The following is a 25,139-nucleotide window of genomic DNA, read 5'->3' as shown; positions in this document are numbered from 1 at the left end:
ATAGAGGAGACAGGAGTTATGATGCCGCACAGCATCAAATATTTCTACTTTATATTGGTGATGAGAGAAATAAGTGATGCGTATAACTTGGCAAAAATCCCTACTTTCCCACGTCGGCTGCGTATGGGAGCACGCGGGAAGCCAGTCGGGTATCGGTTTTCAGCAGGCTCACTTCGTCCGCCAGGATGTGCACCGCTTCATTGAGCAGTACATCCTTGGCAGCCTTGGCGGCCTTCTCCGCGTCCAGCTCGGCGCTCAGGCCACGCTCGTCGGCTTGCAGGCCGTCGTCGGTGCGCAGCGCGCCCTTCACCGCCGCTACCTGGCGCGCAGCCTTGGCGTTGGCGTTGGCCGGCTTGGCTGAAATCGCCTTGTTCAGCGCTTCCTTGGCGTCCGGGATCAGGACCGGATCGTCCGGCGAGGACACCAGGCTGAGCAGGCGGGCTTCACGCAGCTTCGCGCGCGCCTCCTGCTGATCGCGCTCCTTGCGGCGCACGGCTTCGTTCAGCGAGATGGTGTTGTCCTTGCGCTGCTTCTTCACCAGGGCTATGTCTTCGGCCAGGTACTGGAAGTCCTTGTCCTTGGCCACGCGCGCCTCGTGCTTCTTGTCCAGCAGCGGCACGATGTCCTTCAGTTCGCCCGCCGGAATATAGACGGCCGGCTTGATGGCCACCCAGGGCAGCGCGTTGTCATAGCTGGACTCGCCAAAGCTCTCCGGGTCCGACATGGACGGGAGGTTGATGTCCGGGGTGACGCCGCGCAGCTGCGTGGTACCGCCGTTGATGCGGAAGAACTGCGCCACCGTCATCTTCAGCTCGCCGTAGCGCGGCTTGTCGCCCTGCGAGTAGCGGTCCAGGTTGACCAGGGTCTGCACGGTGCCCTTGCCGAACGACGGTTCGCCGATCACCAGGCCGCGGCCGTAATCCTGGATCGCGGCGGCGAAGATTTCCGACGCCGACGCCGAGCTGCGGTTGATCAGCACGCCCACCGGGCCGTCCCACGCCAGGCCGGCGTTGGTGTCGCTTTCCACTTCCACCTTGCCTTGCGCGTTGCGCTGCTGCACCACCGGGCCCTTGTCGATGAACAGCCCGGTCAGTTCCACCGCCTCGGTCAGCGAACCGCCGCCGTTGTTGCGCAAGTCGATCAGTACGTTGTCGACTTTTTCCTTCTTCAGCTCGGCCAGCAGGCGGGCCACGTCGCGCGTGGCGCTCTTATAGTCCTTGTCGCCTTTGCGGCGCGCCTCGAAGTCCAGGTAGAAGGTTGGCAGCGAGATCACGCCCACGCGGCGCTTGGCCGTGCCGTCGCGCACTTCCAGGATGGATTTCTTGGCCGACTGCTCTTCCATGCTGATTTTCTTGCGCACCAGCGACAGCTGCGCCAGCTTGCCGTCCGGACCGGCGTCGGCCGGCAGGATCTGCAGGCGCACCACGGAATCCTTGGCGCCGCGGATCTGCTGCACCACGTCGTCGATGCGCCAGCCCACCACGTCGGTGAAGTTGCCGCTTTCGCCCTGCGCCACGCCCACGATGCGGTCGCCCACCTTCAGCTTGCCCGACAGCGCTGCCGGGCTGCCCGGCACCACTTCGCGCACCACCGTGTAGTCGTCGCGCTGCTGCAGCTGGGCGCCGATGCCTTCCAGCGACAGCCGCATGGCGATGTCGAAATTCTCGGCCGCGCGCGGGCCCAGGTAGTTGGTGTGCGGCTCGATCGACATGGCGTAGGCGTTCATGAAGATCTGGAACACGTCTTCATTGTTCAGCTTGCGCGAACGGCTCATGTAGTTGTCGTAGCGCTTGTCCAGCGTCTCGCGGATGGCCTTGTCGTCCTTGCCTGCCAGCTTCAGGCGCAGCCAGTCGTTCTTCACGCGCTTGCGCCACAGGTCCTTGACTTCGGCTTCGTTCTTGGGCCACTCGGCCTTTTCACGGTCGATCTGGTAGCTCTCGTCGGCCGTGAAATCGAATTTGGTCTTCAGCAGCTCGCGGGCATACGTGATGCGCTCGTTAAAGCGCTGCTGGTAGAGGTTGTAGATGGCGAACGGCACCGTCAGGTTCTCCGACATGATGGCGTCGTCCATCTTGGTGCGCATGGATGCGAACTGGTCCACGTCGGCTTGCACGAAGAACAGCTTTTCGCCGTCCAGCGACTTGAAGTAGCGGTCGAAGATCTTCTCCGACATCGCATCGTCCAGCGGGGTAGCCTTGTAGTGATAGCGCGACATGACGTGCGATGCCCACAACGCGGCCTGCGACTGCACCGCTTGCGGCCTGACGACGTCCGCTGCCTTTTCGGGCGCCGCGGCGCCCACCTGTACCGAAACGGCCAGCGCGATCGCGCTCAACAGCATCTGCTTCTTCATCGGCTTACTCCAAAACTTTGATTTCATGGAAAACTGGTCCAGCTCCGCTTTATTCTACAGGATAGCAGGCCTGCGGCGGCGGGCTGGAACATGCAGTTTCAGCGAGCAAGCTTAAGGCATGATTAAAGGCAATGCGCCTTTATTTATGTAACGAATCGTGACCCGGACCAGGCCACTGCACCAATGACAACATAGGGCCACGAACGCAGCGAGATCTTCCAGTCCACGGCGGACGGCCAGCAAGCCAGGAATTGCGGCGCCACGGCAAAGGCCAGCAGCGCGTCCAGCGGCTGGAAGTGCCAGCCGGGATAGGTCCGCCACAGCGCCACCGCCAGCGGCACCGCCGCCACCAGGAACGGCGCCAGCGCCACCGGGGCGGCGTTGTACCAGCGCACCCGGGTCAGGCTCACTGAGCCGAGCTGCCAGTTGCGCCCCACCCTGCGCGGCACCACGGAAAAGCCGGCCGGCCGCGCGCCCGTCAGCACGCCGACGCAGAAGTGCGCCAGCTCGTGGCAAATGGTGCCGGCCAGGGTGAACAGGAAAAACACGGGATGAACTGAAGACAGGCGCCGGATCACCAGCGCCAGCGCCAGGGATGGCGCCAGGTAGAGCAGCACGTCAAGCAGCACATCGCGGTGCTGGCAGAACCAGGCGGGGGCGATGGCGGCGCAATCAAACATGAGCGAATTCTACCGAGTTTCCGCTCCTTGCGGCACAACTATCACGCCGCCGCCCTGCCCGCTCACTACTTGAGCCAGAACCGCCACTCGTCCTGCTGCCTGGCGGAGGCCACGCGGGACTGCTGCCAGCCGGGCTTGGCGTCCAGCTTCTGCCACGGCGTGCCCTGGTCCGCCAGGGTGGCGGCCACGTACTGCCGCCAGCGATAATGATTGTAGACCGACATGATATGGGTGGCATAAGCCTGCGCCAATGCCGCGTCGCCCTCCACGATCAGGAAGTTCTCGTCGTTGCTTTCCGAGGCCAGCGACGAGAAATTGTGCGAGCCGGTCACCACCACGGGATGGTCGCCAAAGGGATCGATGCACAGCACCTTGCTGTGCACCAGCACCGAGATTTTGCCGCCGCGCATGAATTCGGCCGCCCAGAAGGCGAATTGCTGCTTGATGCCGGACGGCTTGAAGACATCCAGGTCCATCGGGTCGGCCGCGCTGCCGCCCACCAGGGCCGCCATCAGCTTGCCCTTGGCGCCGCCCACGAACTGGTTCAGCACGCCACGCACATAGGTGCCGCCGGCGCGCTCTTCCAGCACATCGAGCACCGGGCCGTTCTGACCCGGCATGAAGGACAGGAACAGGATGCCCTCCTGCGCCCCCTCCACCAGCGCCTGCAGCCGCTTCAGGTCGCCCTGCTTCACGGTGGGCGTGAACCACGGTTCGATGCGGGCCGGGCTTTGCGTGCCGGCGCCCGGCGCCGCATTGCTCTTCTTCAGGGTGGACGGCAAGCCGCTGCCGGACTCGGCCAGCCGCTGCCACTGTGCCAGATATTGGCTGGCCAGCTCGCCGCTTTCCACCAGCAGCGCATTGTTAATCTGCGTAAACAAGCCGGTCGGCGTCAGATTGGTGGAACCGCTCCACACGCGCAGCGGCTGGTCGCCGCCCACCACCACGATGAACTTGTTGTGCCCCAGGTCGCCCACCTGCCCGGGCAGCGATGTCATCCGGTCCACCACCTCGCAGCCGGCTTCGCGCACCAGCGCGCGCCCCACCGCGTTGGCGTCCGGCTCGCTCGCCTTGGCGCTGCCATTGGACAGCACAATGTGGGCCCGCCCGCCCAGCTTGCAGAAGCGGCGCACCACCTCCTCGTCCTCCAGCTCGAACAGCGCCGCGTACAGGTGCACATCGGGATGGCGGTCGGCATGGTCGAACAGCCGGCGCAAAGCCACGACCAGGGTGCCGCCGCAAAAATTGCGCAGCGCCTTGCTGGACACGTCGGCGATGGTTTCCACCAGCTCGGTGGAGCTGTGGATGCCCTGCTCGGCCACCATGCGCGCCATCCACGGCGATGCGGCCATGGGCCGGTTGAAAAAGCAGCTCAGCTTGCCATGGCCGGGCTGCACCGCCTCCACCTCCACCCACGCGCTGGCCCATTCCTCCCTGGCTTCCAGCGCACCCGGCGCCCCCACCATGGGCACCACGCGGTAGCGCGCGCGATCCTTGAAGGCCAGCTCGTGGTCAGTCCAGTTATAGCGCTGGAACGGCCACACGTTGGACGGCTGGCGCTGGTTCGGCCCGGCCGCCGCGTCGCCGGCGAAGCCGACCCGGTTGACCAGGTATTCGGCCTGGTTCAGCACCCGGCCGGGCTGGTCGCTGTGCAGCCAGATGCGTTCAATGGCGAAGCCGAGGCAGCCCTCCAGCACATCGGCTTTCCAGACCAGGAACGTGTCGTCGGTATTGCAGTAAGCACCCAGTTGAATATGGCTCATCTCTGCTCCCCTCAGTATGAAAATATCAAATTGACAATTCCAACCAAGGAAGCTTAGCAGATCGCGGACGCCACAAACTCACGCATTATTGCGCCGCGTCAAAACGCAGCCGCGCTATTCGGAGTAGAAACAGCGGCCGCAAGCCTGGCGGTAGCTCTCATTGCCGCCAATGCTGATCTGTTCGCCTTCCTTCATGCGCTTGCCGTCCTGGTCCACGCGGATATTCATCGTTGCTTTTTTGCCGCAAGTGCAGATGTTCTTGAGTTCCTCGATATCGTCCGCCAGCGCCAGCAGATAGGCCGAGCCGGGGAAAGGCTCGCCCCGGAAGTCGCTGCGCAGGCCGTAGGTGATGACGGGAATGCCACGCACCTGCGCCAGCTTGTGCAGCTGCTGCACCTGGACCGTGGTGAGAAATTGCGCTTCATCAATGAGCAAGCAGGCGATGCGTTGATCAATCAGCTTGAGGAAGTCGGTGCCGGCGTCGAATACTTCAGTCTCGCGCTGCGGGCCGAGGCGGGACGTCACCTTGCCCACGCCGTAGCGGTTGTCGATGGCGGCGGTAAACAGCCGCACGGTCTGCCCCTGCTCTTCGTAATTGTGCGCGACCTGCAGCATCGCGGTCGATTTACCGGCATTCATGGCCGAGTATCGGAAGTAAAGTTTTGCCACTGCTGAATCCCTTGATTTCACGTTATGGAATTATAAGGGTGAACCCGCGCGGCGGGAAAGGGCACCCAAACGCCCCCCGCGCCTTGCACCCGCGCATTAGCTGCTCCATTGCGCCACCGCCGCGTACAAGCGGGCGGCGTGCTGCGCCAGTGCCTCGGGCATGCAGCTGCAGGCCGACAGGTCGCCGTGCGCAGCGGCATAGCGCGCCGCGATGTCCGTCTTGCGGCCCTTGCGCAGCTTCAGCCTGCCGCCCTCTTCCTCGAAATATACATTCCTGAAGGCGTCCGGCAAATAGGACTCCACCGTATAGCCGTCCGTCACCCAGGCGTAGCAAGAAGGCGCGCCCAGGTCCCGCATTTCCGCCAGGATCCGTGCTTTCGCCGAGGCCGGATCAAGGCACCGCAGGCCGTCCTTGCCGTCTGCCACGAAGTCGAGATCCCGGTCCATTACCAAGGCCATATTACGGTTCAGCTGCAGCAGCGCGATCAGGTCGCCGCCGCCGTCGGCGCTGAAATGCGGCAGCAGGGAACCGCCGTACAGGGCGAAGGAATAGTCGGCATTCTCCCGCAGCGGCCGCTTGCCGGTAGCGGCGGCGTACAGCGCCAGCCAGTGCTTGACGTACATCCGGTCCGACGGCCCCTCCACCCAGATCACGCCATTGGTCTGCGAAATGTCGGCGCCCTTCAGGCCCAGGGCGTCGAGCACCCGCGCGGCGGAGCTGCAGTCGAGGATGCGCTCGCCACTGGCCTCGAACAGGTGCAAGGGCCCGTCCCACACGCTCGGCTGCTGGAAGACCGTTGAGTGCGTGGCGATGAACAGCTGCAAGCCGTTGCTCCCGGCAATGGCTTCCATTTCCCTGGCCAGGTAGCGCTGCAGGCGCGGATGCAAATGCGTCTCCGGCTCCTCCAGCAGGCACACGGCATCGTACTGGCGACGCAGCCAGGCCAGCACGCCAGCAAGGCGCCGCCAGCCGGCCGGCAGGGCCGCCACGTGCACGTGGTTGCTCTGCGTCTGGTCGTCGGACAGCCACACGCCCACGCGGTCCTCATCGTGCCGGTAGAACGGATGGCGGCGCTTGTAGGTGCCCGACACCGCGTCGTCGGGAAACTCGATTGCCGTGTCGTCGGACAATATGCCGGGCAGGTGCGCTCCCGCTCCGTTGAGCACGCCGATCAGCTCATCCAAGCCAGCCTGGAAGCCGGGCTCCCAGTACGCCACCTTGCAGTCGAGCGCGCCGAACATGGACTGCAGCTCGTCCGCCGACTGCGCATCGAGCGCCAGCTTGCTGACATTCTTCTCAAAAGAGAACAGCTGCTGCTCGCCTCGCAGGCCCAGCAAATTGACGAACTGGGTGTCCAGGTGGCGGCCGCCGGGGCCCGCCAGGTTGGCGGCCAGCGGCTTGTTGTCGACAAAATTGGGCAGGGCAAGGGCGAACAGGCGCGCCTCGTCCGCGAAATGGATCTCAAACGCCGTCAAGGCGGTGCGCTTGTCGTTCTCGCGCGGCAGGCTCGCCAGTTTGGCGGGCTGGCGCAGCGCGTCGATCAGGTCCAGCACCGTCGACTTGCCGCCGCCATTGGCGCCGATAAACACGTTCACCATGCCGAACTTCAGCCATTGCCGCTTTTCCCTCCAAGCAAGAAACGGATCGCCGCCCTCTTCCATCCGGAAAGGGTTGGCGCGGCGGATGCCGCAAAACGACAATTGGCTGATGTGCATGTTCGCCCCACGTTGGTGTTCCCGGAGCCGAATTTTAGCCGCGCCACGATGGTGCTCAAACCAAAACGGCAAATTTGGCGCATACTATAAAAATGCAAAAATTGCATATACAAGCACAGAATGATTCCTTCCCAGCGTGCAGGGTGCGGCCTAACATCCGCCCTTTTCACGGAAAGCGCGGCCGACACAATCGGCCGGCGCCATTTCGAAGCGAGGAGTGTTTATGAACAAACCTAACGAGGCCGCCCTGTTCGGCCTGATCGGCAATACCCCGCTGATCGAAGTCACCCGGCTGGACACCGGCCCCTGCCGCCTGTTCCTCAAGCTGGAATCGCAGAACCCCGGCGGCTCGATCAAGGACCGCATCGGCCTGTCCATCATCGAGGCGGCCGAGCGGGAAGGCAAGCTCAAGCCGGGCGGCGTCATCATCGAGGCCACCGCCGGCAACACCGGCCTGGGCCTGGCGCTGGTGGGCCGCATCAAGGGCTACCGCGTGGTGCTGGTGGTGCCCGACAAAATGTCCACCGAAAAAGTGCTGCACCTGAAGGCGCTGGGCGCCGAGGTCCACATGACCCGCTCGGACGTGGGCAAAGGCCACCCCGAGTACTACCAGGACTACGCCGCCCGCCTGGCGCGCGAACTGCCCGGCGCCTTCTACGCCGACCAGTTCAACAACCCCGCCAATCCGCTGGCGCACGAAACCACCACCGCGCCCGAGATCTGGGAACAGATGGGCCACGAGGTGGATGCCATCGTGGTCGGCGTCGGCTCCTCCGGCACCCTGACCGGGCTGAGCAACTTCTTCCGCAAGGTCCAGCCCGAACTGGAATTCGTGCTGGCCGACCCCAAAGGCTCCATCCTGGCCGAATACATCGACAGCGGCAAGGTGTCCGATACCAGCGGCTCCTGGGCGGTGGAAGGCATCGGCGAGGACTTCATCCCCTCCATCGCCGACATGCGCTCGGTGCGCAAGGCCTACACCATCACCGACCAGGAAAGCTTCGACAGCGCGCGCGCCCTGCTGGGCGCCGAAGGCGTGCTGGGCGGCTCGTCCACCGGCACCCTGCTGGCGGCCGCGCTCAAGTACTGCCGCGAGCAGACCGAGCCCAAGCGCGTGGTCACCTTCGTGGCCGACACCGGCACCCGCTACCTGTCCAAGATGTACAACCACGGCTGGCTGGTGGACCAGGGCCTGGTCCAGCGCCCCCGCACCGGCGACCTGCGCGACCTGATCGGCCGCCGCTACGACGAAGGCGACGTGGTCAGCGTGGCCCCGTCCGACACCCTGCTGGTGGCCTTCAACCGCATGCGTGCGGCCGACCTGGCCCAGCTGCCGGTGCTGGAGCAGGGCAAGCTGGTGGGCATCATCGACGAATCCGACCTGCTGCTCAAGGTGGACAACCACGCCGAGCAGTTCAGCAGCCTGGTGGGCGCCACCATGACCTCGCGCCTGGAAACGCTGCATCCCGCCGCCAGCGTGCAGGCGCTGCGCAGCACGCTGGACCGCGGCCTGACCGCCGTGGTGGCCGATGGCGGCAAGTTCTACGGCCTGATTACCCGTTTTGACCTCCTCAACCACTTGCGCAGGACTTTATCTTGAGCTCAAACACCAAGCCAAACCACCCTAAAGCCCACCTGGCCACCCGCGTGATCCACGCGGGCCAGGCGCCGGACCCGTCCACCGGCGCCATCATGCCGCCCATCTACGCCACCTCCACCTTCGTGCAGGAGAGCCCCGGCGTGCACAAGGGCCTGGACTACGGGCGCTCGCACAACCCCACCCGCTGGGCGCTGGAACGCTGCGTGGCCGACCTGGAAAGCGGCGCCCAGGGCTACGCCTTCGCCTCCGGCCTGGCCGCCATCTCCACGGTGCTGGAGATTGCCGACGCCGGCTCCCACATCATTGCCGGCGACGACATGTACGGCGGCAGCTACCGCCTGTTCGAACGCGTGCGCCGCCGCAGCGCCGGCCACGACTTCACCTATGTGGATCTGACCAACCCGGAAAACCTGCTGGCCGCGCTGCGCCCCGAAACCCGCATGGTGTGGGTGGAAACGCCAACCAACCCCATGCTCAAGCTGGCCGACCTGCAGGCGATCGCGAAAATCTGCCGCGAGCGCGACATCATTGCCGTGGCCGACAACACCTTTGCCAGCCCGCTGGTGCAGCGCCCGCTGGAGCATGGCTTCGACATCGTGGTGCACTCGGCCACCAAGTACCTGAACGGCCACTCGGACATCATCGGCGGCATCGCGGTGGTGGCAGGCGAGGAGCGCCAGGCCGCGTGGCGCGAGCAGCTGGGTTTCCTGCAAAATTCGGTGGGCGCCATCGCCTCCCCCTTCGACAGCTTCCTGGCGCTGCGCGGCGTGAAAACCCTGGCCATCCGCATGGAGCGCCACTGCGCCAGCGCACTGCAGCTGGCCGAATGGCTGGAGCGCGAGCCCAAAGTAAAAAAGGTGTTCTATCCGGGCTTGCCCTCGCACCCGCAGCACGCGCTCGCCAGGCGCCAGATGGAAGGCTTCGGCGGCATTATTTCCATCGACCTGAACACCGACCTGGCCGGCGCGCGGCGCTTCCTGGAGCGCTGCGAAGTGTTCGCGCTGGCTGAAAGCCTGGGCGGCGTGGAAAGCCTGATCGAGCACCCGGCGCTGATGACGCACGCCAGCATCCCGGCTGCCCAGCGCGCTGCGCTCGGCATCGGCGACGGGCTGATCCGCCTGTCGGTCGGCATCGAAGACCTGGCCGACCTGCGCCAGGACTTGCAGCACGCGCTGGACGCGATCTGAGCCAAGCCGCGCCGGCCAGCCGCCCTCAGCGCGGCCTGGCCGGGTCCGGCACGTTGAATACGCGCCGCACGAAGCTTTCCATCGCCTGGAACACCCCCTCCACGCCAAAACCGGCGATGAAGGACAGCGCCGACCCGCTCAGGGTCCAAGCCCCGGCCACGCCCGGCTCGGCCGTGCTGCCGGTGCCGCTGGCGTTGACGAACAGGCCGATGCACGCGCCTATGGTGGCGCCCAGCGCCAGCTGGCCCAGGGCCAGCGAATAGTCGCGCGGCGAGAGCATGCTCTCGCGCATCTTGCGCCACAGGTCGCGCACCACCGCCGCTCCCGCGCCCAGGATGCCGTAGCACAGCGGCAGCACGGCGCTGCCCAGCACCAGGGTCAGGATGCGCGCGGTTTCCTCGTCGCCGCCCTGGCGCGGCGCACGGCCCGGCCGCGGCCTGGGCTCGGGCAGCGGTTCCAGGAAGTAGGTGGAGGTGCGGTACAGCGCCTTCCATGGCTGCAGCCAGGCCGCCAGGTTGCGCCGCGTGACGGAGCGCTCCCGGTCCAGCCGGCTGTCCTGCGCGCACAAGTGGTATTCCTCCATGCTGCGGTAGCGCTGCGCCAGCGGCGTGGCGTCCAGCTGCGGCGCGCGGGCCGGATCGCAATACACCACCAGCGGCAGCGGCGGCGCAGGCATGGCCGGCGGATTCGGCGCCCCCTTGAGCTGGCGCGCCAGTTCGTCCGCCGCCAGCTTGGACTCGGCCTCCGACAGCCGGACAGTGAGCTCGCGCTGCTGCGTGCGCAGGGTGTCCAGGTGGGTCAGGATCACATTGCCCGCCGTGACGTTCCAGGACAGCAGGCAGGTAAACACCAGCCACACCAGCAGCCCCACCACGATGCGCCAGATGCCCCGGCTGAACTTGTCCGCCGGGCCTATCAGCCCGGGAAACGCGGTACGCGCCAGCGACATGCGCGTGGGCGGCCGCGTAAAGCCGCCGCCGGGCGCGATCAGGTCGCCACCGCCATCCTGGCCGTCCTGCCCTGCGCCGCCCGGGCTGTCTGGCGGCCCCTCGGCAGCGGGGTGCTCCCGGCCGCGCCCGGTTGCCGGCAAGCGCCAGCCCTTGCGCCGGCGCGGGTCATCCTCGCCCACCACCAGCAGCGTGAAGGCGATGGTGGCGCCGTTGGCCGGCTTGGCGGCGGCGTTCAGCTTGTCCTTGGCTTGCAGCAGGATGGCTGCCTGGTGCGCCAGCGAGGCGGTGCCGTCCTCGGGCGGCCAGCCGATCTCGCAGATTTCCTTGATGAGCGACTGCACGTCCGGCTCCAGCCCCTTGTCCCAGCGGCCGGAAATGAAATCGAGCAGCAGATACACTTCGCTCAGCTCGCGCACAAAGATGAAGTCGCGGATCTGGACCGGGCGCGCGGGTCCGTCTCGTTTTTCCAAATCTGCCATGGCGCACCTCCTACGCCACAGCATGTGCCCTCAGGGATCAGCTGCCATGACCTGCGTCAATCAAGGCAGCCGAACCCCTCACTCCCCGGGGTGATACCTGCGCTCCAGGTGTTTTTCCACATCGTCCTTGTAGAACAGCACATCCTTGAACTCGCCGCGCGCGTACATTTCGGCCTGGTCCATGAAGTGCGGCGAGGCTGGATTGCCGCTCTGGCCGCCCGCCAGGATGCTCCTGGCGCGCACCCGCTTGCCAAACTCCACCGCCGCCACGAAGCTGTTGCCGCGTTCGCCGTAGATGCGGCGGGTCTTCGACGGCGAGGTCTGGCCGTAGGCCGCCAGCGCACCCCAGTTGCCGGACGCATAAGGCACCGGGATGCTGGGCTTCCTATCGTCGAAAGGCTGCACCACGTCGCCCGTCAGGCGCTGGAAGCGGTTGATCTCGCCCCACGGCGTCTGCCAGGTGCCGAAATCTTCGTTCAGCTTGGCGGACGCGCGCGCCAGTGCATACAGGCGCTCCTGCGGCGCCAGCTGGGTGGCGATATAGTCCAGCACCTGCATGTCCTGCTTCTTGGCGGCCGGACCGAAGATCTTGGCCAGGTCCTGCAGCCAGTAGATGGCCAGCGAGGTCTGCACCGACGCCAGCGCGTAGCGCATGTCCCAGCGGCGCAGCACGTGCACCTGGGGCGCCAGGCTGGACTTGAGCGTGTCGCCGTCCGGCAGCTCTTCCCAGGCAGCGAACAGTTGCGGCAGCAGCGGCTCGAAGGCGGTGAGCTGGCTGTCGTAGGCCGCCGCGATCAGGCTGTCCAGGGTGAAGTCCTTCTTGTTCTCCAGTACCCGCACTGCGTGGATGCCGCGCGGATTTTCCGGCTGGGCCGCCATATAGGCAGGGTAATCGGCCTGTTTCGGGCTGTGCGGACCGGCCGCCGTGAACGGCGTGCTGTTGGTGTTCTGTATCCAGCCGTTCTTCGGATTGAGCAGCTGGATAGTGTCCTTCACCGCGTGCAGGCCCTTCCAGTCGGTGGCCGGGTCGCTGCCGTCCACCGGCTTGCGATAATTGAAACGCGGATCGCGTACGGGAATGAAATTGCCGTGGAAGTAGGCGATGTTGCCGTCCGCATCCGCATACACGGTGTTGTTGGACGAATTGGTGCGCAGCTCCATTACCTTGTAGAACTCGGCGTAGCTGCGCGCCTTGGTGCGCAGCCAGGATTGCTGCAGGGCCTTGAGCGGCTCGTTCATCATGCTCACCGACACCCAGCGGCCCTCGGCCGAGCGCACCACCGGGCCGTGGTGGGTGAAGTAGGCGGTGACGGTTTTCTCGGCCATGCCGGCGGCGGTCAGGTACGGCAGGCGGATCTGCACCGCCTTCACCGGGCGCTCTTCGCGGCCGTATCTGTAGAAATACTTGCCGTCCCTGGCGCTGACGGTTTCGAGGAATTCATCGATCACGTCGCCACCGCCGGAGGTGTGCATCCAGCCCAGGCGGTCATTGAAGCCTTGGTAGACGAAGAACTGGCCCCAGGTGACGGCGCCGTAGGCATTCAGCCCTTCCGCGCTGTTGACCTGGACTTCAGGCCGGAAATAAAACGAAGTGTGCGGGTTGATCATCAGCAGCGCGTGGCCGGACTTGCTGATGGCGGGCGCGATGGCAAAACCGTTCGAGCCGCTCGGCTCGTGGTCCAGGTCGCTTCCCGCGAGGGCCACGGCGGGTGCGGCGGGAGCGCCCGGAGCAGTCGCTGGCGCCTTGCCGTAGAACCGTTCCAGCTCCTTCAGGTCTACCGATTCGATGTCGCCGCCGATGCTGCCTTCGCTGAAGCTGAGCGCCATCCACGGCTCGAAGCGCGCCAGCAGCGCCGGCTTTACCTCCGGATGGGTCAGCAGGTAGTAGTTGAGTCCGTCCGCCCAGGCGCGCATCAGCTTTTTCAGCCAGGCCGGGCTGGCGGCGTACTGGGCTTTCAGGCTGTCCGGCGTGATGAACAGCTTCATGCGCAAGTCGCGGTAGAGCTCGGCTTCACCCTGCACCTCGGCCAAGCGGCCCATGGCGTTGATGTAGTTGAGTTCCACGCGGTGGAAGTCGTCCTCGGCCTGCGCATACAGCAAGCCGAACACGGCATCCGCATCGGTCTGGCCATAGACGTGCGGAATGCCCCACTTGTCGCGCAGGATGGTCACGCGCTGCGCCAGGGCCTTGAGGCGGGCTGCCTCGGCCTTTGGCGCGGGCGCCGCGGGTGGCGTGACCACTGGCGCGGCTGGCGGCGGCTGCTGATGCGCAGCCTGCGCATACAGGGAAACGGCACAGGCGGCCGCAAGCAGAAGATGCAATCTCGACATACGGCCCATTCCGGATCAGGAAGCGTCAACCAGCTGCGCGATGCGCTCGCGCAGCTCCGCGTTCTCGTTACGCAGCTTGGACACGCGGTCCTTGAGCTGCGCCACCTCGGCGCGCAGCTGCTCCACTTCGCTCATCGGCTCGGCGGGCGTGCCGTCTTCGCCCAGCTTGGGCTCCTTCGGCGGGCGCGACGCGGCGCGCTGCTCGCGGATTTCCTTGGCGGCCTGCTGCAGCAGCTTTTTGCCCCCGGCCACCGCCGCCACCTGCTCGGCTTCCGGCAGCGAGGCCACCGTGGCAGCCGCGTTGATGGAAATGGTGCCGGCGCGTACCGCCTCCACCAGCTCCGGCGCGGCCGTCTTCTGGATTTTCTCGATCTGGCTGATGGTATTGCTGCTCAGGCGGGCGGCGCGCGCGATGTCCTCGCGCGAGGTGCGCACCTTGGCGGGCGTGGGCGCGGCCTCGTCCGCCGGCTCGGGCGGCGCGATGCTGGCGTCCTCGGCGGCGGCCTTGGCGGCCAGCTCGGCGGCGCGGGCGTCCATGATGTCCTTCTTGCGCAGCGCCAGCACGCCGCGCTGGAAGTCGGACACGCTGCGGCGGCCCAGGTGGTTGTCTATCATCCACAGCATCACGTCCTCCATGCTGTGGAAGGACTCGTTCTGGATTACCTTGAACGGGATGCTGTGGCGCTGGCAGATGGAATAACGGTTGTGGCCGTCGACCAGCACGTCGTTCCACAGCACCAGGGCGTCGCGGCAGCCCTCGGCCAGGATGCTGCGTTCAAGCGCAGTGTACTCGGCCTCGGTGAGCGGGTCGATATAGCTGCGCAGCATGTCATTGATTTGGATTTGCATTCGGTAGTCCTGGAAAAAACAGGCGCGGCCGGCGCGCATTGCGCGCACCCTGCCCCATCGCCGTCCAGCATGCTACACCAATTGCGTGTCCAACCCAAGATGCCGGCCCGGCCTAGGCCCGGCGCACCCGCACCACCCGCTCCGCGCCCACGCAGTTGACGGCAAAGCCATTGCGGCCCGCCGCCTTCACGCCATACAGCGCCTGGTCGGCGGCGCGCATCACGTCGTCGGCCGACACCGGATGCTCGGTGGTGAGCGCAATGCCCACGCTGGTGGTGACCATCAGCGATGTATTGCCGATAACGAAAGGCGTGCGCATGGCATCGACGATCTTGCTGCCCAGCAGGCTCATTTCCGCGCCGGACGGCAGCTGCTCGAACAAGATCACGAACTCGTCGCCTGCCAGGCGGGCCACGGTATCGGTGTAGCGCACCGCCTGGGTCAGGCGGCGCGCGAACTCCACCAGCACCGCGTCGCCGGCCGCGTGGCCGTGCAGGTCGTTGATGGCCTTGAAGTGGTCGATGTCAAGGAACGCCATGCCGACCTGCTGGCTGCTGCGGTGGGCGCGGGCCAGCGCGCGCGGGAAGTAGTCGTCGAACATGCGGCGGTTGTTGATGCCGGTCAGCGCATCGGTGGTGGCCAGGCGGTGCAGGTCCTGCTCGGCCCGCTCGCGGCGCTGCGACAGCGAGAAGAACGCCCGGCTCAGCTGGGCGAACTCGTCGCGGCCCTCCACGTTGAACACCTGGATGTCGGCCGCGCCGCGCTCGATGTCCACCACGTTGCCGTGCAAGCGCAGCAAGGGACGCAGCATCAGCTTGACCAGCAGCCAGCCGAACAGGCCGGCCAGCAGCGTCACCAGCGTGGCGGCAGCGAAGGCCCGCACCCGCACGCTGGCCATGGGCGCGAACGCGCTCTGGATCGGGTAGGACAACGCAATGGTCCAGTCCGCCTCGCGCAGGCGCTGGTGCGCCAGCAAGGTGGGCACGCCGTCGTCCAGCAGCTCGTCGGTCCAACCGTCTGCGCTGCGCAGCACGGCTTCCACCAGCGAACCTTCGCCGGCGTCGCCGCGGCTCAGCAGCAAGGACTTGTTCGGGTGGTGCACAAAGGTGCCGTCGCCGGACACGATGAACAGATAGCCGTCGGCACCGGCGCGCAGGTTGTCCAGCCGCGCCGAGAACGACGGGCGCAGCAGCTCGATGGCGCCCAGCAGCACGCCGATGATCTCGCCCTTGCCGTTCAGCAGCGGCTGCGTCAGCGCAACCACCGGTTTGCCGGACAGCACGCTGAGGAATGGGGCCGACGTCACGCCCTCGCGGGTGCGCAGCGTGTCCTTGAAATACTGCCGCGCGGCCACATTCAAGGTTCCCTTGGCGCGGCGGTCACGCAGGCTGGCCACCAGGTTGCCTTCCGCGTCGAACGCCGTCACATTGAAAAACTCGTCGCGCAAGCTGCCATGCGCTTCCAGCAAGGTCTGTATGTCATCCAGCGACGGCTCCCGGCCGGCGACCTGCTCGGTGAGCGACTTGAGCAACTGGCGCTTGGCGATGATGTCGCGGTCCACGTTGGCGGCAGCGCTGGAGAGCAGGGTCAACTCCTGGCGCGCAATCGACTGCCGCATGGCAGATTCAGCAATCAGCAGCGACACGCCCCCCACGCCCAGGCCGGCGATCAGCACCATGGCAGTGACCAGCAGGGTGATCTTGAATTTGAAACTGAGGAAGAAATGTAAAACCGGCCGCATGGAAGCCTCCTGCCGCGCGCATGGCGCATAGTGCTGCTAACTATTGGCAGAGGTTAGGCCAGTTCAGTGACCTGGCGCGAAGGTCAGGCGCGGGTCAACATGGCGCGATTATAGCCGAATTTCCATGCGGAATCATCCTGATGCTGCTTCGTTGCGCCTTGGCAACGGCCCGCCCCTGGCGGCCAACGTAAATAGTAGTGATTGCTACAAATATTGTCGCTAAACCTACTAAGCGCTGTGATCGCCATTATGACAATGGATTCCCAAAACTGGCTGCTGCTGGTCATCAGTCTGCCAACCACCAGCGCGACCGCCCGCATGCGCATCTGGCGCAACCTGAAAGCGCTGGGGTGCGCCGCATTACGCGACGGCGCCTACCTCCTGCCGTCCACACCGCATCTGCAAGGCCAACTGCAGGAACTGGCTGCGGAAACCACCCGCGAAAGCGGCAATGCCTGGCTCCTGACCGTCCACCCGCAGTCAGGCCTCGGAAGCGCAGCCTTCCGCTCCCTGTTCGACCGCAGCCAGGAGTACGCGGACTGGCTCACTGCCCTGTCCGCCGCGCGCGGCATGCTGCCCCAGCAGAGCACGCAGGACATCAACCGCAGCTTGCGCAAGTTCCGCCGCGAACACGAAGCAATGGCGGCCATCGACTACTTCCCCGGCGAGTCCGCCGCGCAGGCCGAAGCCGCCTGGCTGGAGTTCCTGAAGGAAGCGGAAGCGCTGCTGTCCCCCGGCGAGCCGCAAGCGGTCGACACAGCGATCGCCAAGCTGGACCCCGCCCAATTCCAGGGCCGGCGCTGGGCAACGCGGCGTAGCCTGTGGGTCGATCGGGTGGCGAGCGCCTGGCTGATCCGCCGCTTCATCGATCAGGGCGCCAGCTTCCTCTGGCTCGGCAGCCCTGCGGACTGCCCTGCCGACGCCCTGGGCTTCGACTTCGACGGCGCCGCCTTCACCCATGTGGGCGAGCGCGTCACTTTCGAAGTACTGCTGGCGTCATTCGGACTGGAGCAGGATAAAGGCCTGGCAAGGCTCGCAGCATTGGTACACGCGCTGGACGTAGGCGGCATGTTCGTTCCAGAGGCGGTCGGCTTCGAAGCCGTCATGTCCGGCGCCCGTGCCCGCGCAGCCGACGACGACCAGCTGCTGGCAGAAATGAGCCTGGTGCTCGATTCCATGTACACCCATTTCGGCAATGAACTGCCATCCAGGAAAACCAAAGGAGAACAAATTGTCAGCGAACGCAACGCCTAACGCGCAGCCGCCCTACAGCCTATGGCAGATGGTGCTGTACATGCTGCGGCTGGGCACGCTTAGCTTCGGCGGGCCCGTCGCCCTGGTGGCTTATATGCACCGCGACCTGGTCGAGCAGCGCAACTGGATCACAGAAGCCGACTACAAGGAAGGCCTGGCCCTCGCGCAACTGGCACCCGGCCCGCTGGCAGCGCAGCTCGGCATCTACATGGGCTACGTGCACTACCGCGTGCTGGGCGCCACGGTGGCCGGTATCGCCTTCGTGCTTCCCTCCTTCCTGATGGTGGTGGCGCTGGGCTGGGCCTATGTGCGTTTCGGCGGCCTGCCCTGGATGCAAGCAGTGTTCTACGGCGTCGGCGCTGCGGTGATCGGCATCATTGCGATGAGCGCGAAAAAACTGACCGCCAAAAGCATCGGCAAAGACAAGCTGCTATGGGCCATCTATCTCGTGCTGGCGGCGGTGACCGTGGTAACCGAATCGGAAATCAGCTGGCTCTTCATCGCGGCTGGCGTGCTGGTGTGGCTGCTGCGCGCGCCGCCCGCCTGGCTGCGTACCCGCGGCATGCCGGCGGTGGCGCTGCTGCCTCAAAGCCCGGCAGTGCTCGGCGCCCTTGACATACCTTTGCTGATGCAGGTCGGCCTCTTCTTCGCCGAGGCTGGCGCCTTCGTATTCGGTTCCGGCCTGGCGATCGTCCCCTTCCTGTATGGCGGCGTGGTGACCGAGCACCACTGGCTGACGGACAAGCAATTCGTCGACGCGGTGGCAGTCGCCATGATCACGCCCGGACCGGTGGTGATTACGGTTGGCTTCATCGGCTACCTGATCGCCGGCTTGCCCGGCGCCACAGTCGCAGCGCTCGCCACCTTCATTCCCTGCTACCTGTTCACTGTGCTGCCAGCGCCCTACTTCAAGAAATACGGCAAGCTGCCCGGCGTGCTGGCGTTCGTCGACGGCATCACCGCTGCCGCCATCGGCGCCATTACCGGCTCGGTCATCGTCATTGCCAAGCGTTCCATTGTCGACGTGCCGACCGCGCTCATCGCCTTGGCCGCGATAGCCATGTTCTGGAAATTCAAGAAGTTGCAAGAGCCGGTCGTGATCGCCGCCGCAGCGGCGCTCGGCCTGGCGATCTGTCCGCTGCTGCACGCATGAGCGGAGAGTATCGGGCCGCAGGCCATCAGCCAAGCAGGCGCGCCGTTGAAACCTGGGCGCACTGCCGTTTTGAAAGAATGGGCCGAGCCGGAATCGAAAACACCAAAGCGCACCATACCTTCACTGGTCATTGCGAATTTGGTGGCACACATGCCCGTGAAAATGCCCCTAAAGGCCGGAATGTTACGGGTAACATTCCCCTCCATGCTCTAACGGACGCTGTACTGTAAGTAAAGCATACCTCGCCAAGGGCGAGGCCCGTTCCACAGGCTCGATGCACAGCCCGACAGTCCAGCCCGCAAAAGGCGCGAACGCCCCGGGATGACGCCGCGCTTGGGTAAGCCGGAAGCGACAGAATCTGGAAACGCATCTGGAACAATCGAATCGAAGCAGGCTCGGGCAGTCCGGCGGCGCCGCCTAAACTTAGCCCAGCGGAACAATGGCTCTCGCGGACGGAGCGTTGGCATTCGCACTGAGTGGTTCCCTATCTACTGGGACGACGAGATCCCTAGACATTTTCTGCCCGTATCGTGCGCGGTTCCTGATGAGTTCCATGCTTCAATTCAGAAGTTATAATTTTAATAACTACCCTATCATGAAGGAAGCTACATGAAGCTCCTGGTTACTATCGCCGTGCTTTTCAGCCAACTTATATTGTCTCATGCTGAGGCAACGCAAATCGTGGTTATCAAAGGTACTCGTCCGGTATCGGATCCGACCCCTGCACCGCGTATAAGTTGGTGGGATATCGTCGACATGCGGCAGGCACGTGAGGTCGTACGCGAGGCCTATGGCCGGGACGTTAACTCGGACGCCAGAGATGGCCCTGGCAAGGGGCAGTTGGCCGAGACTGGATCTGAAAACAATTCAGCTATAAATGCATGCAGCCGGGAAACCCCGGTCACAGCCAATCCGGTAGTTATTTCAACTGGCGAAAAGCTGCTTCCCGAAACGGACTTCCAGGCCGGCGGTGATTACGGCCTAGGTCTTCATCGCAGATATAGAAGTATCAATGCTTCCGGCACCATGTTCGGACCGCAATGGATGTCAAACTTCGACTATCCGCGCTTGACGTTCGATACCACCACCTGTTATCACGATCCCAGCACTGGCAATTGCCCTCCGCGCACGGTGACCCACACCCGGCCGGATGGCAGTAAGTTTATTTACACGCTGTTGATCCAAAGTGGCGGTAGCGACAGTGAAATAATCTTGGAAGCCAAGAGGAAAAGGGCCTCTGCCGCCGAGACAACTAACGTTGTCCCCGGAACCGAATACTTTTACCTAGCAAAGGGCGCGGCCGGCAATTTTGAAGCGTCCAGAGCCGCCGGCGTGCTGACTTACTTCTATAACGTCCGATGGGAACTGGAACGGCAGAAAGAAAACTACACGTACAGTGCCACCGGGTATATCCAGAGCTATTCAGACAGCCGGTATGCAAAGACGACGTTCGGCTACCAGGGAACCAAGGTCGTTAGTGTGACCAGCCCCGCCGGCAAGGCCCTGGTGTTCGGATATGGTGGAAACGGACTGGTAAATAACGTCAAAGATCCTGCCGGAAATCTCTGGCGCTATGAGTACAATACCAGTAACATGCTGTCAAAAGTGACTTCACCGGGTGCCACCGCCCAGGACGTTCGCGAGTATGTTTACGACAATGGAAACAACCGTCCAACGCTACTCACCGGCTTGATAATCAACGGTGTACGCTACAGCACCTACAGCTACCATCCTGACGGCCGCGTCAAAGAAAGCCGCCTGGAGAGCGGTAAAGAAAGAGACTCCTTCGAATACAACTACCTCCAGACGATCGTCAAAGATGTACGTGACCAGGCAACTACGTACAACTTCGAAAATGTTCGAGGCGAGCTAAAGACCACAACAGTATCGCGCAACCCGACCGCTACGTGTCCGACCGCAGCCAACGCCCTTACCGCTTATGACAGCAATGGCTTCGCCGATTACAAGGATGACTGGAACGGCAACCGAACCGACTACACGTATGACGCCACCGGGCGCTTGCTCGAGTACACCACAGCCTACACAAGCAGCGACGCATTGACAGTTGTAAACACGTGGGTGAACGACGACATCGTCTCGGCGGAATACCGCGGAACCAGCGGTACCCCTTACGCACGCGTGACCTATACCTACGATGCCGGCGAAGTGGCGAGCGAAACCTGGGACGATCTAAAAACAGGCGCCCAGCGCAAGCTGGTTTATAGCTACACGCAGCACCCCAGCAATGTCGTAGCCACCCGCACGACAACGCGAACGCTTCCAGGATCTACCGTCGTTGAGACAAAGGTCTACGATGCCAGCGGCAACCTGACGAGCCGCACCAACTATCTCGGGCAAACCGAGAGCTGGTCGCTTTATAACAGCATGGGACAGCCGGGGCGCCACACAAATTTGAACGGTGTAAATGAAGACTACGGATATGAGGCAAAGGGCAATATGCATCAGCATACGCTGCGTTTGCCTGCTGGTAGCCGTGTCACCAAGTTCGCCTACAACAACAATCACCAAGTTACCGATATTACTTACGCGACCGGCCGCGTGGACCGCTTCCGATACGATGTCAGCGGCGGCCTGGAAAAGACCGGCGATGCTGCCAACAGCTTTGTCACGGAAACTTATGATGTCGCCAATAACACCAAAATCTGGACCTCGCAGCGCTATACACCCGGGACCGGCAGCACGCCCGTGGCGACGCTGGCAGGAGAATTCCGCCGGACTATAAAATACGATTCGCTGGGCCGTCCCTACACGATTTCTGGAAACAATGGCCAATGGCGGCAGTTCGAATACGACGCGAATGGCAACGTCAAAATGCAACACGACGCTGCGGGCCGGGGAACCTGGTTTGACTACGACGCTCAAAACCGTCCAATCAAGCGCACTGCGTCTGACGGCGGTGTGACCCGATGGGAGTACGACAACGACGGACGCCTGCAGTACGTTGACGATCCGCGCATTGTTCGGACCGAGTATACGTACACAGGGTTCGGCGACGTCAAGACCGTCGTCAGCCGCGATGGCGGAACGGTGACCTATGACTATGACAGCATTGGCCGTCTAGCCAGCGAAACGAAACTTGGCGGCGCCACCACGTACACTTATGACGCGCTGGACCGGATGAAAACCCGCACCCGCAACGGTGTAACGGAAACTTTTACATATGACGAGGGCACATACGGCAAAGGCTTCTTGACCCGTATCACCGATGCAACTGGCACAACTACGTTCACTTATAACGCCGCAGGCGAACTAGAAAACAAAACCGCGACTATCGGCGGCACCTCTTATCCAACCACCTGGACCTTCGACTTGGCCGGCCGTGTGACCGGGATGGGCTACACGGGCTTGACGCTCACCTATGCCTATGACAGCTACGGCAAGCTCAGCAAGATCAGTAGCAATCTAGCCGGCGTGGGCGCTACGCTAGCGTCGCAATTCCTATACCAGCCGGCCACCGGCGTGCGTTACGCATGGTCCCACGGCAATGGCATTCCGAGATCAGTATCGCTGGATGCCGATGGTCGAATCGGGCGGCTGTACAGCCTGAACGCTGTTAATCAAAGCTTCAGCTACAATCTGAACGACACCACATCAAGCATAACCAACCATGCCTACTCGTCGCTCAGCGAAGCGCCGCAGTATGACACGGCGGACAGGGTCAAGGCCTCGGGACCGAATGCAGACGTTCAGGTATTCGCGTGGGATTCGAACGGCAACCGTACCGAACACCAACGCCTCGGCGCGACGTACCAGTTCACCACTTCCCCAAGCAGCAATCGCCTGGACTTGTGGCAAGGAGGAGGAAAATCGCGCAGTTTCCAGTACAACGCCATCGGCGACCTATACCAAGAAACTGGTACGGCCGGTACGCGCACCTACGAGTACGATGCCTTCCATCGGTTATCCAAGGTCAGCGGTTCTGCCGGCGCACTTGGCATCTACGCCAACAACGCGTTCAACCAGCGCGTGCAAAAGCAGGCTGCTGGTGCCACCACCAGATACGTCTACGGTCCCGCTGGCGAACTGTTAGCCGAGGTTACAGGCGCGCTACGCACGAATTACGTCTGGCTCGCTGGGGAATTGCTTGGTATAGAGCGCGAAGGGAAATTCTATGCCAGCCATAACGACCGCCTTGGGCGGCCAGTGTCACTCACCAACGACAGCGACCAAATGGTCTGGCGCGCCGACAATGCCGCTTTCGATCGGAAAGTGGTCTTGGACTCCGTAGGTGGTATGAACATCGGCTTTCCTGGCCAATACTATGATGCAGAAACAGGACTCTGGTATAACTGGCATCGATATTACGATGCGTCGCTAGGACGCTATGTGCAAAGCGACCCCATTGGGTTGACCAGCGGCCTGAATACCTACGCTTACGCTCTCGGGAATCCCGTCAGATATAGTGATCCGACAGGGCTTGTGGTACCAGTCGCGGTAGTAGCTTGCGCTGCAAATCCGTTTTGCGCAGGCACAGCCATTGCAGTTGGAGCGCTTGCGGTCAAGGCATGCGGCGCGACGGTCAAGGCGATTGATCAATGGATGGCCAATTCCAAGTCTCCGGACGAGCAAGCGCTCGGCGATCTGATTAAAGATGAAACGAAGGGAGGCCGGCGACCTGTCTCCGAAACAGATGCCGACACCTTGCTTGACTGGGGGCGAGAGCTTGGCCTGGACGTGCGCGACGATCGCAAGAAGGACCACTGGATTGGTGGCCCTCACATTCACATTCCTGGCACCGGTGTCAAACACATTCCTGTTAAATAAAATGAAAAACATAATCTGCGGTTACGTCGCATTATTACTTCCACAGCATGTTGGCCGCTGCAACGGTGATACGTTAATCCCCGTAACAAGGGACGGCACTATCATTAATTACCTAGGCCTTGATCGAGATCCTTGGTGGAGCCTCGATGAAGCCTTCTATTCCGGTAAGCTTAGCAACGATTTAGTATCATTGCGCCGTACGATACAGGTTTCGGCAACGCCGACCTATGGCCCCGGCGTTTGTGTCGACATCTCGGAAGCGAGATCGCTCATGTTCTCTGCGCTTGGTTCTGGCGCCGAAGATGAGTTGGTTTGGATAGATAATGCGCCTTCCGACGAGCCAAGTATGACTGCTTTTCTGGGGTATGACATATATGTTGACGGCTTTGGTTCGTTGATCAGAATGGGCGTTTTCACCATCTCGACCGTGTTCGAAGAGTTCTTGTTGAAATTAAATTCAAACGGCCTCTTCGATAATCCGGATGACCTCCGCGCCTACAGTGAAGCCTACATTCAACGCTGCGAGAATGCAGGGTTAGAAATTATCGAACTACGACGAGTCCAGGACGCAAACATTTTTCGTTTGTACAGCGTTAGTTGATTTCCTCGGCTGATCAACGGCCCCAGGGGTTACTAACCATTGCGGCGAACCGATCAGAAGTGCGCTTCAAGCATCGCGCCAGGATTCCTTCGCAGGCACGGCGTTCAGAGCGCACATCCGCACTTTAGGACATGCGCCGAGGCGCAGCTGAGACTACATGCACAGTGCCCCACGCAAGTCCGACCTCATGTCGCGTTCCGCAAGCCCGCAAGCGACCGCGTAGCGGAACACTTGGCCACAAAGCTGCTTGATCTTGTGTGCAGATTCAACTGCTCCACGCGCCGCGATCTTTTGCAGAGCAGCCAGCATGTGCTGAGGCCTGATTGCACATACAGGCATTGCACCGATCTCAGGGAAGATCTTTCGCTCCAGCCAGCGGATGTTTTTATGCTGTGTGCTCGTCGCGCGCTCTGCAGCACTCTTGGCAAGCCACTGCCGCGCGGTGATTTCAACCGTATGGGTAGCGGCCGCTGAGTTGGCGTGCTCGGCTTCTCGCCTGGCTTGCCCAGGATCGAGGTCGACTGCCTTCATCTCGCGCCTGTGCGCGGGCTGCCCTTGCTTGAGCCAGGCAAACCTCCGGATATCGGCCGAAAGACAGCCGCCCCTCTCTTCGTCAACGGCCCTGATGGAAGTGTGGGTAGTGAAAGGCCCGCTACTCCATAGGAGACTGGACATATTGAAGAAACCGCGGGACGGCGCCGGACGTCGAATTGGTGCCCGAGCCGGAATCGAAAACACCAAAGCGCACCATACCTGCACTGGTCATTGCGAATTCTGGTGGCACATATGCCCCTAAACATGCCCCTAAAGGCCGAAATGTTACGGGTACCATTCCCACTCTATTATTTACGGCATTCCTAAGTCCGTGATTCAGCGAAAATTTCTGGTCTAGCGGAGGGGCAACACCATCAGAGATACCATCAAAAATCCGCGTGAGCAGTGCCGGGGCCTTGCACGATTTGCAGTGATGCCTTTACACCGATGCACCGCGTTGCCGGCGCGCTCCAATTCTGCGCACCGAGCGCCAG

At 63.1% G+C, this 25,139-nt stretch carries 16 protein-coding genes; 6 read left to right on the top strand and 10 right to left on the bottom strand.

What is annotated here, in order from left to right; all coding sequences use genetic code 11:
* Positions 1-100: 100 nt before the first annotated feature.
* The 5 genes from ASC94_RS00130 to ASC94_RS00110 all read right to left on the bottom strand — a co-directional run bounded on the left by ASC94_RS00130 (position 101) and on the right by ASC94_RS00110 (position 7,181).
* Complete coding sequence (locus ASC94_RS00130; RefSeq protein WP_056388969.1) at positions 101-2,353, bottom strand: carboxy terminal-processing peptidase; 2,253 nt, start codon at positions 2,351-2,353, stop codon at positions 101-103.
* A 143-nt stretch (positions 2,354-2,496) separates the two neighbouring features.
* Positions 2,497-3,033, bottom strand: a complete 537-nt coding sequence (locus tag ASC94_RS00125; protein WP_056388967.1) for a hypothetical protein — start codon at positions 3,031-3,033, stop codon at positions 2,497-2,499.
* Positions 3,034-3,098: 65 nt separating this feature from the next.
* Positions 3,099-4,796: a phospholipase D-like domain-containing protein gene (locus tag ASC94_RS00120; protein ID WP_056388965.1), complete on the bottom strand. Its 1,698-nt coding sequence runs from the start codon at positions 4,794-4,796 to the stop codon at positions 3,099-3,101.
* Between the two features lie 114 nt (positions 4,797-4,910).
* Entirely contained in the window at positions 4,911-5,465 is a 555-nt protein-coding gene (locus tag ASC94_RS00115) for a thymidine kinase (protein WP_056388962.1), read from the bottom strand.
* Between the two features lie 96 nt (positions 5,466-5,561).
* Entirely contained in the window at positions 5,562-7,181 is a 1,620-nt protein-coding gene (locus ASC94_RS00110; RefSeq protein ID WP_056388960.1) for an ATP-dependent endonuclease, read from the bottom strand.
* A 223-nt stretch (positions 7,182-7,404) separates the two neighbouring features.
* On the opposite strand from ASC94_RS00110, the gene ASC94_RS00105 reads away from it, so the two are divergent.
* Both ASC94_RS00105 and ASC94_RS00100 read left to right on the top strand, forming a co-directional pair.
* Positions 7,405-8,781 carry a cystathionine beta-synthase gene (locus tag ASC94_RS00105; protein ID WP_056388958.1) on the top strand — a complete coding sequence of 459 codons (1,377 nt, stop codon included), beginning with the start codon at positions 7,405-7,407 and terminating at the stop codon, positions 8,779-8,781.
* On the top strand, positions 8,778-9,968 hold the full coding sequence (locus tag ASC94_RS00100) for a PLP-dependent aspartate aminotransferase family protein (RefSeq protein WP_056388955.1): 1,191 nt from the start codon (positions 8,778-8,780) through the stop codon (positions 9,966-9,968). Before ASC94_RS00105 ends, ASC94_RS00100 begins: the two co-directional genes overlap by 4 nt.
* A 25-nt stretch (positions 9,969-9,993) precedes the next feature.
* On the opposite strand, the gene ASC94_RS00095 is transcribed toward ASC94_RS00100, so the two are convergent.
* From ASC94_RS00095 to ASC94_RS00080, 4 genes are all read right to left on the bottom strand, one after another.
* Entirely contained in the window at positions 9,994-11,397 is a 1,404-nt protein-coding gene (locus ASC94_RS00095; protein WP_056388952.1) for a hypothetical protein, read from the bottom strand.
* Positions 11,398-11,475: 78 nt separating this feature from the next.
* A complete protein-coding gene (locus tag ASC94_RS00090) occupies positions 11,476-13,728 on the bottom strand; it encodes a penicillin acylase family protein (RefSeq protein ID WP_082615959.1) in 2,253 nt (750 codons plus the stop codon).
* A 15-nt stretch (positions 13,729-13,743) separates the two neighbouring features.
* Positions 13,744-14,577 carry a hypothetical protein gene (locus tag ASC94_RS00085; RefSeq protein WP_056391931.1) on the bottom strand — a complete coding sequence of 278 codons (834 nt, stop codon included), beginning with the start codon at positions 14,575-14,577 and terminating at the stop codon, positions 13,744-13,746.
* Positions 14,578-14,689: 112 nt separating this feature from the next.
* Positions 14,690-16,318 (bottom strand): sensor domain-containing diguanylate cyclase, encoded by a 1,629-nt coding sequence (locus ASC94_RS00080; protein WP_056388948.1) that lies wholly within the window; start codon positions 16,316-16,318, stop codon positions 14,690-14,692.
* 249 nt (positions 16,319-16,567) lie between these two features.
* Here ASC94_RS00080 and ASC94_RS00075 point away from each other — a divergent pair, with 249 nt between their 5' ends.
* The 4 genes from ASC94_RS00075 (at position 16,568) to ASC94_RS32220 (ending at position 24,111) form a co-directional block, all read left to right on the top strand.
* A complete protein-coding gene (locus tag ASC94_RS00075) occupies positions 16,568-17,572 on the top strand; it encodes a chromate resistance protein ChrB domain-containing protein (RefSeq protein WP_056391928.1) in 1,005 nt (334 codons plus the stop codon).
* Between the two features lie 28 nt (positions 17,573-17,600).
* Entirely contained in the window at positions 17,601-18,725 is a 1,125-nt protein-coding gene (locus ASC94_RS00070) for a chromate transporter (protein WP_056388946.1), read from the top strand.
* Positions 18,726-19,334: 609 nt separating this feature from the next.
* Positions 19,335-23,510 carry an RHS repeat-associated core domain-containing protein gene (locus ASC94_RS00065; protein WP_082615955.1) on the top strand — a complete coding sequence of 1,392 codons (4,176 nt, stop codon included), beginning with the start codon at positions 19,335-19,337 and terminating at the stop codon, positions 23,508-23,510.
* 1 nt (position 23,511) lies between these two features.
* On the top strand, positions 23,512-24,111 hold the full coding sequence (locus ASC94_RS32220) for a hypothetical protein (protein WP_157201222.1): 600 nt from the start codon (positions 23,512-23,514) through the stop codon (positions 24,109-24,111).
* 153 nt (positions 24,112-24,264) lie between these two features.
* On the opposite strand, the gene ASC94_RS00055 is transcribed toward ASC94_RS32220, so the two are convergent.
* Positions 24,265-24,642 (bottom strand): hypothetical protein, encoded by a 378-nt coding sequence (locus tag ASC94_RS00055; protein WP_157201221.1) that lies wholly within the window; start codon positions 24,640-24,642, stop codon positions 24,265-24,267.
* Positions 24,643-25,139 lie beyond the last annotated feature (497 nt).

It is taken from the genome of Massilia sp. Root418 (assembly GCF_001425265.1).
Lineage (GTDB): Bacteria > Pseudomonadota > Gammaproteobacteria > Burkholderiales > Burkholderiaceae_D > Rugamonas.
The sequence above is the reverse complement of the archived record's forward strand: the minus strand, read 5'-3'. Positions and strand labels throughout refer to the sequence as shown.

Coding starts and splice junctions, on each gene's coding strand:
- ASC94_RS00130 (WP_056388969.1), bottom strand. CDS start 2,353: ATGAAGAAGCAGATGCTGTTGAGCGCGATCGCGCTGGCCGTTTCGGTA.
- ASC94_RS00125 (WP_056388967.1), bottom strand. CDS start 3,033: ATGTTTGATTGCGCCGCCATCGCCCCCGCCTGGTTCTGCCAGCACCGC.
- ASC94_RS00120 (WP_056388965.1), bottom strand. CDS start 4,796: ATGAGCCATATTCAACTGGGTGCTTACTGCAATACCGACGACACGTTC.
- ASC94_RS00110 (WP_056388960.1), bottom strand. CDS start 7,181: ATGCACATCAGCCAATTGTCGTTTTGCGGCATCCGCCGCGCCAACCCT.
- ASC94_RS00105 (WP_056388958.1), top strand. CDS start 7,405: ATGAACAAACCTAACGAGGCCGCCCTGTTCGGCCTGATCGGCAATACC.
- ASC94_RS00095 (WP_056388952.1), bottom strand. CDS start 11,397: ATGGCAGATTTGGAAAAACGAGACGGACCCGCGCGCCCGGTCCAGATC.
- ASC94_RS00090 (WP_082615959.1), bottom strand. CDS start 13,728: ATGTCGAGATTGCATCTTCTGCTTGCGGCCGCCTGTGCCGTTTCCCTG.
- ASC94_RS00085 (WP_056391931.1), bottom strand. CDS start 14,577: ATGCAAATCCAAATCAATGACATGCTGCGCAGCTATATCGACCCGCTC.
- ASC94_RS00080 (WP_056388948.1), bottom strand. CDS start 16,318: ATGCGGCCGGTTTTACATTTCTTCCTCAGTTTCAAATTCAAGATCACC.
- ASC94_RS00075 (WP_056391928.1), top strand. CDS start 16,568: ATGACAATGGATTCCCAAAACTGGCTGCTGCTGGTCATCAGTCTGCCA.
- ASC94_RS00070 (WP_056388946.1), top strand. CDS start 17,601: ATGGTGCTGTACATGCTGCGGCTGGGCACGCTTAGCTTCGGCGGGCCC.
- ASC94_RS00065 (WP_082615955.1), top strand. CDS start 19,335: ATGAAGCTCCTGGTTACTATCGCCGTGCTTTTCAGCCAACTTATATTG.
- ASC94_RS32220 (WP_157201222.1), top strand. CDS start 23,512: ATGAAAAACATAATCTGCGGTTACGTCGCATTATTACTTCCACAGCAT.
- ASC94_RS00055 (WP_157201221.1), bottom strand. CDS start 24,642: ATGAAGGCAGTCGACCTCGATCCTGGGCAAGCCAGGCGAGAAGCCGAG.